A 6,886-nucleotide genomic window follows, 5' to 3' on the forward strand; every position below is an offset into this window, starting at 1 on the left:
TCTGTTAAAGGGAGAGAAATACTAATGAACACATTTGAACGAATAGAATAAAATGTAATATTTTAATTCCGATCTTTCCCAAGATGTATTTGTTCGTACAAAAGGATCGCCTTGAATGATGGACATCATCATGATTTTATCAAAGAACCCTTTTCTTCAATGATTTTCGAGCCCCGCGGTTTAAATTACAAGGTTCAATACTGGAAACGATTCAGGCCGAAGGCGGGCTCCATATAGCTCCTGTCGAATGGCTTCGCCAGGCCATGGACTCAAGCCGATTGGAACCGATCTCTTTTGGAGGAGGCAGATGCAATGAGCGATTTAACGATTCAACCGTACCCATTAACCCAGCCTCAACAGCGTATCTGGCTGACCGAGCAGCTGCATCCCGCGCGTAATATCTCTACGATTATTGGCACATTTAAGTTAAGAGGCCACGTCGATCTTGATGCATTAAAGCAGTCGATTGGGATGGTTCTTGAACAGAATGATTCATTTCGCATCCGCATTGGCTCGGATAACGGGTCCCCTTATCAATACGTTCTGCCGCATGCGCACACAGACATTTGCGTTCTCGAGTTGAGTGAGGCGGAAGCCGAGGCCTGGATACAGCATGACAACCAAATTCCTTTCCAGCTGCTGGATTCGGACTTGTATCGGTTTGTTATTTTTCAGATTAACGCGGAGGAAACCTGGTTCAACTTTAAAATGCACCATATTGTGGCTGATGGTGTCTCTATGAATCAGGCAGTCAATCAGATCAGTAAATATTACGTGGGCCTGACGAGCGGAGACGCTGTGGCTTCGATCGGTGCGGAACGAAGCTCTTATCTTGATTTCATCCAAATGGAGCGGAGCTATGAGCAGTCAGATCGTTACTTGAAGGATAAAGCTTATTGGAGAGCCCAGCTTGCTGAATTTCCGGAGACGATTGGGCTAAAACCCTACAATTCATTAACGCTTAGCACCGCAGCACAAAGAATAAGTGTGCCGCTGAACGCCGAGCTTTACGCCGAAATTGTGCTATTTTGTGAACAACACCAAGTTAGCCTGTTTACGTTTTTTTTAACGGCCTTATCTATTTATTTACATAAAGTATCACAGGAACTCGATATTTTAATTGGAACTGTATATGCAAATCGAACCGTAAAGGCGATTAAAGAGACGATTGGCATGTTCGTCAGCACCGTACCTACCCGAATACAACTTGATCCAGATGCTGAGCTTCTTGCGATTGTACAACAAGTAGGCAAAGAACAGGCAGCCAATTTGCGCCATCAGCGATATCCGTATAATAAAATGATTCAGGATTTGCGAACGGAACAGCAGCATCATGACATTCATCGATTGTTTGCAACCTCGATTCAATACCGGACGCTGCAGTTCTCGGAGTTTGGGGAAGCCATGATTCAATCTCGGCAGGATTTTTCCGGGGATATTTTGAACGATTTCGACATTTGTCTTGTACATGAATTAGATGAAGCTCAGCTTGTGCTGCATGTGGATTATCGTCTTGAGCTGTTTGGGGAGGATGAAATCCGTCTACTGATTCGGCAGCTTCTCCGTGTAACGGAACAATTAATCATACATCCCTACCGCAAGCTTTATGAATTGTCGATGATGGAGGAAAGCGAGAAGGACCTGATTTTGAAGGTCTTCAATAATACGTCAGCAGATTACCCGCATGATAAAGCAATCGGAGCATTATTCGAGGAGCAGGCTGCTCGAACGCCGGAGCAGACGGCCGTTGCTTGTCCAAATAGGCAGCTTACTTACGATGAGCTAAATAAGCAGGCGAATCAGTTGGCGCGGACGCTGCGATCGGCGGGTGTCAGTCAAGACCAGCCGGTTGCTATTATGGTTGAACGCTCCATTGAGATGATTGTCGGTGTGTTGGCGATCGTAAAAGCAGGAGGAGCGTATGTGCCGATTGATCCCGGCTATCCGGCTGAGCGTATCCGCTACTTACTGGAGGATTCAGGGGCGCGAGTGCTTCTCGCCGAGCGCAGCAAGCTGACGGAAGTCGAGTTTACCGGGACAGTCATTGACCTGGAGGATGTCAGCTCCTATCATCGAGACACTTCGAATCTGGATAAATTAAGTGGACCTTGCAATCTTGCTTACATCATTTATACGTCGGGAACGACCGGTCAGCCCAAAGGCGTCATGGTTGAGCACCGGAATGTGGTTCGCCTGGTTAAGAATACAAATTATATCAGATTGGACAACTCAACGCGCATTCTGCAGACAGGCGCGCTTGTATTTGACGCCTCAACCTTTGAAATATGGGGAGCCTTGTTGAACGGTGGACAGCTCGTTGTAGTCAGTCAGGATATCATTTTAAGCCCCACACATCTGAAGCAAGCCATTGCGGATTATGATATTACGACCTTGTGGCTGACAACGCCGCTATTTATCCAATTGTCGCAGGAAGACAGCGAGTTGTTTTTCGGATTGAAAACGCTTCTCGTGGGCGGAGAGGTTATGTCGGTACCCCATATCAACCAAGTCATACGGGATAACCCGCAGCTGCGCATACTTCATTTTTATGGTCCGACAGAAAATACGACATTCTCAACGGCCTATGAAATTACGGGTGAGCAACCTGGACTCGTTCCTATCGGTCCACCTATAGCGAATTCCACAGCTTACGTCGTGGATAGCAGGATGCAGCTGCAGCCGGTTGGCGCGTGGGGCGAACTGATAGTCGGAGGGGAGGGGGTAGCCCGCGGCTATTGGAACCGTCCGGAGTTGACCGCCGAAAAATTTATAACGATCCCGCTGCTGGGGAATGCCCGCTGCTATCGTACGGGAGATTTGGCCCGCTGGCGGGCTGATGGTTCATTAGAATTCAAGGGACGGATTGACGGACAGGTTAAAATACGCGGCTATCGGATCGAACCGAGCGAGGTAGAGGAGCAACTGTTGCTTATCGAAGCGGTCCGGCAAGCGGTTGTGGTTGCGTGTGAGGTTATGCCTGGACACAAGCAGCTATGCGCATACCTGGTCGCGGATCGAGAACTGGACATCGGCGGATTGCGAAGCGCATTGGCGTGCAAGCTGCCTGGCTACATGGTTCCAACCTACATCATGCAGATCGAGCGGCTGCCGCTTACACCTAATGGCAAGGTGGATCGCAGGGCGCTGCCTGCCCCGGAAAACAACGCGTTTTCCGAAATGACGCCTAATGCAGCTCCGCAGACTGTCGTGGAACAAACACTGATTTCCGTCTGGGAGACGGTGCTTGGGATACGAAAGATAGGTATTCGGGACAATTTTTTCGAGCTTGGCGGGGATTCGATCAAGGCGATTCAGGTTGCATCGCGGCTGCTCCAGGCAGGCTATAAGCTAGAGATAAGCCAGCTGTTTCAATATCCGACAGTAGCTGAGCTAGCCATTCATATGCAAGTAGCTGCAAGGCTAGCGGATCAGAACGAAGTGAGCGGGCCGATCGCTTTGACGCCGATCCAGCACTGGTTCCTCGAGCAGCATTCACCTGAACCGCATCACTACAATCAAGCGCTGATGCTCCATCGGGAAGCGGGCTTCGACGTGGAGTTAGTTCATCAGGCGTTGCGCTGCATAGTCCGTCATCACGATGCTCTGCGCATCATATACCGGCAGACAACCAACGGCGCTTACGAATTATGGAATCGTGGAGCCAGTGAGGACGGGCTGTACAGTCTGGAGGAATGTGATTTCAGCGATGCAGCGAATTGTGCTGCGGCTATTGAAGCCAAATCCAACGAGATTCAAAGCAGTATTTCGTTGGCAGCAGGACCTTTAATGAAGTTGGGGCTGTTTCACTGCAAAGATGGAGATCATCTGCTGATCGTTATTCATCATTTGGTTATAGATGGAATTTCATGGAGAATTTTATTGGAAGATTTGGCAGCAGCCTATGAGCAGGCTGTTCGAAGTGAAGCACTCCGACTGCCGTACAAAACGGATTCGTTTCAATTGTGGGCGGAACGCTTATCTCACTATGCAGATAGCGCGGAGCTGCAAAGGCAACTGACGTATTGGGAACTGCTCGCAGCAGCCGGTAATGACGGGCAGTTACCGAGAGATCATGATCACCTTCAGTCACGGGTGTGTGACAGTGTTACGGTGGCGGCAGCCTGGACACGTGAAGAAACGGAACTGTTGCTCAAGGCAGCCCCTCGTGCTTACAACACGGAAGTGAATGATTTGCTGCTGGCAGCTTTAGGCCAGGCGATTCGTGAATGGACGGGTATGAAGCAGGTGATTATCAATCTGGAGGGCCATGGCCGGGAGACCATTCTGCCGGAAGTTGATATTACGCGTACCGTCGGCTGGTTTACTAGCCAATCTCCAATTTTACTTGACTTGGCTACGGCTCGGGACACAGGATTGTGGATTAAACAAGTAAAGGAAACATTGCGACGTGTACCGCACAAAGGTATCGGTTACGGAATTTTGCGCTATATGTCCTCCTGCGCTTTGTTGGACAGGAAGCCGGAACCGTTAATTAGTTTTAATTATTTGGGGCAATTTGATCAAGATCTGCAGCAGCATGGTTTTAGGCTTTCGCCGTATTCGACCGGAGCGCCAATCAGCGGAAATATGGATCTTAAATATGAGCTTGATATCAACGGTATGGTGACGAATGGTGAACTTCGGTTTTCGATTGCCTACAGTCGCAAGGTATATCGTGCGGAAACCATGAAGCAGCTGGCCCGGCTGCTGGAAGCGAGCTTGCGGGACGTGATTGCCCACTGCTCGGCACGGGAATGCTCGGAGCTGACTCCAAGCGACTTGCTGTTCAGGGAGCTGAGCCAAGAGCAGCTGGATGTGCTTCTGGACCAAACGAGGCCTTTCGGTGAGCTGGAGGATGTGTATGCGCTCACGCCGATGCAGAAGGGGATGCTCTTCCATAGTCTGATGGAGCCGCAATCGGGTGCTTACTTCGAGCAAGCGACGTTTGATTTGTCTGGCAGCTTCCGATTGGATCTGTTTCAACAGAGCCTGAATATGCTGGTTGCGCGGCATGCCGTTTTGCGGACGCATTTTTTCAGCGGACTGCATGAGCAACCGTTACAGGTCGTTTATCGGACCGGATTAGCAGGGTTTGAATACGAGGATGTGCGTTGGATGAACGCAGAGGAGCGCAGCTCGTATGCGGCTGATTTCGCACAGCAGGACAAGGCTCGCGGTTTTGATTTGGGCCGTGACCCCTTGTTCCGGGTATCCGTTTTGCAGGCGGAGGAAGAATCCTATCATCTGATCTGGAGCTTCCATCATATCATTTTGGATGGTTGGTGCCTGGCATTGATCACTCAAGAAGTATTCGAGGTTTATTTCGCCTTGCTGGAGCAACGGTCGTATGAACAACATGCCCTTGCTCCGTACGGTGAATATGTGCAATGGCTGGAGCGGCAGGATCAAGAAAGAGCATCCCATTATTGGAGCGGATACTTGGCTGGTTTCGAGCACCGCACACATTTGCCGCAGCAGCAGCGGGTGGAAGGCTATAAAGCTGAGAAGCTGACGTTTAAGCTTGGCAGACGGTTGACCGGGAACATGCAGCGGGTCGCGAAGCAGTATCAGGTAACTCTGTATACGCTGCTGCAAGCGGCATGGGGGCTTGTACTGCAGACGTATAATAATCAGGAGGATGTCGTGTTTGGCAGTGTCGTATCGGGCAGACCGGAGGGGCTATCGGGTGTTGAACGGATGGTCGGTTTGTTTGTCAATACGATTCCTGTACGTATTCGTTGCACTGCGGGCATGACGTTTGCCGAGCTGTTGCAGATTGTGCAGCGGCAATCGTTGGCTTCGCGCCCTTTCGAAACGTACTCTCTCTACGACATTCAGGCATTAACGGAGCAAAAGCAGGATTTGGTTTCGCACATCCTGGTATTTGAAAACTATCCGGTGGAGCAGCGGCTGGAGCAGATGGGTGAGCGCGGAGGCGGTCAGTTTGCGATTCACAATGTCGCCATGTCGGAGCAAACAAACTATGCATTTAATATAACAATTATTCCAGAGGATGACCTCGTCATTCACTTCGAATATAACGCTTTGGCTTTTGAACCGGAGAGCTTGGCACAAATTCGCGGGCATTTCATCCAGGTACTGGAGCAGGCGACAGATCATCCGAACACTCAAGTGGGTGCAATTGAACTGGTCACGCTGGCAGAGAAAACGCAATTGCTTGACCAATTCGGCGGTGCAGGTTCAGGTGAACGCACGCAGCAGCAGACCTTTCATCCGTATATCGAGCAGCAGGCGGAGCAGACCCCGGATCAGCTTGCTGTCGTTTATGCGGATACCAGACTTACGTATCGGGAATTGAATGAACAGGCAAACAGGCTTGCACGCAGACTGAGAGCTGAAGGCGTCGTCCGGGAATCTGTCGTGGGCATTTTGGCGGAGCGATCGGTGGAGCTGCTTGTAGCCGTGCTGGCTGTCTGGAAGGCGGGGGGAGCCTATGTGCCGCTTGATCCCCAATATCCGATAGATCGAATCAGGTTCATGCTTCAGGACAGCGGGGCGGTCGCACTGCTGACGCAGGCGCATCTGGAGGAGCGGGTGCGAGACTTGCGAACAGGACATGAGGCGCTGCAAACGGTGTTGTTTTTGGATCAGGAAACGGCATATGAGCCGGATGCATCGAATTTACCAAACATTAATGCTCCGCAAGATTTGGCCTACGTGATCTACACGTCGGGAACGACGGGGCGGCCGAAAGGCGTCATGATCGAGCACCGAAGTCTGGAGAATACGGCAGCCGCCTATCGCAGGGAATATCGGCTCGATCAATTTCCTGTCCGTCTGCTGCAGTTGGCTAGCTTTTCGTTTGATGTATTTGTCGGCGATATAGCCCGGACATTGTATAACGGCGGCCTGATGGTTATTTGCC

Annotated in this window: 1 protein-coding gene; it reads left to right on the forward strand. The window is 50.5% G+C overall.

The window, feature by feature from the left end; translation table 11 throughout:
* Positions 1-312: 312 nt before the first annotated feature.
* The coding region (locus AC6ROY_RS24155) for an amino acid adenylation domain-containing protein (RefSeq protein WP_500103119.1) at positions 313-6,886 on the forward strand (6,574 nt) is incomplete at its 3' end.

Source organism: Paenibacillus sp. sg306046 (assembly GCF_059821225.1).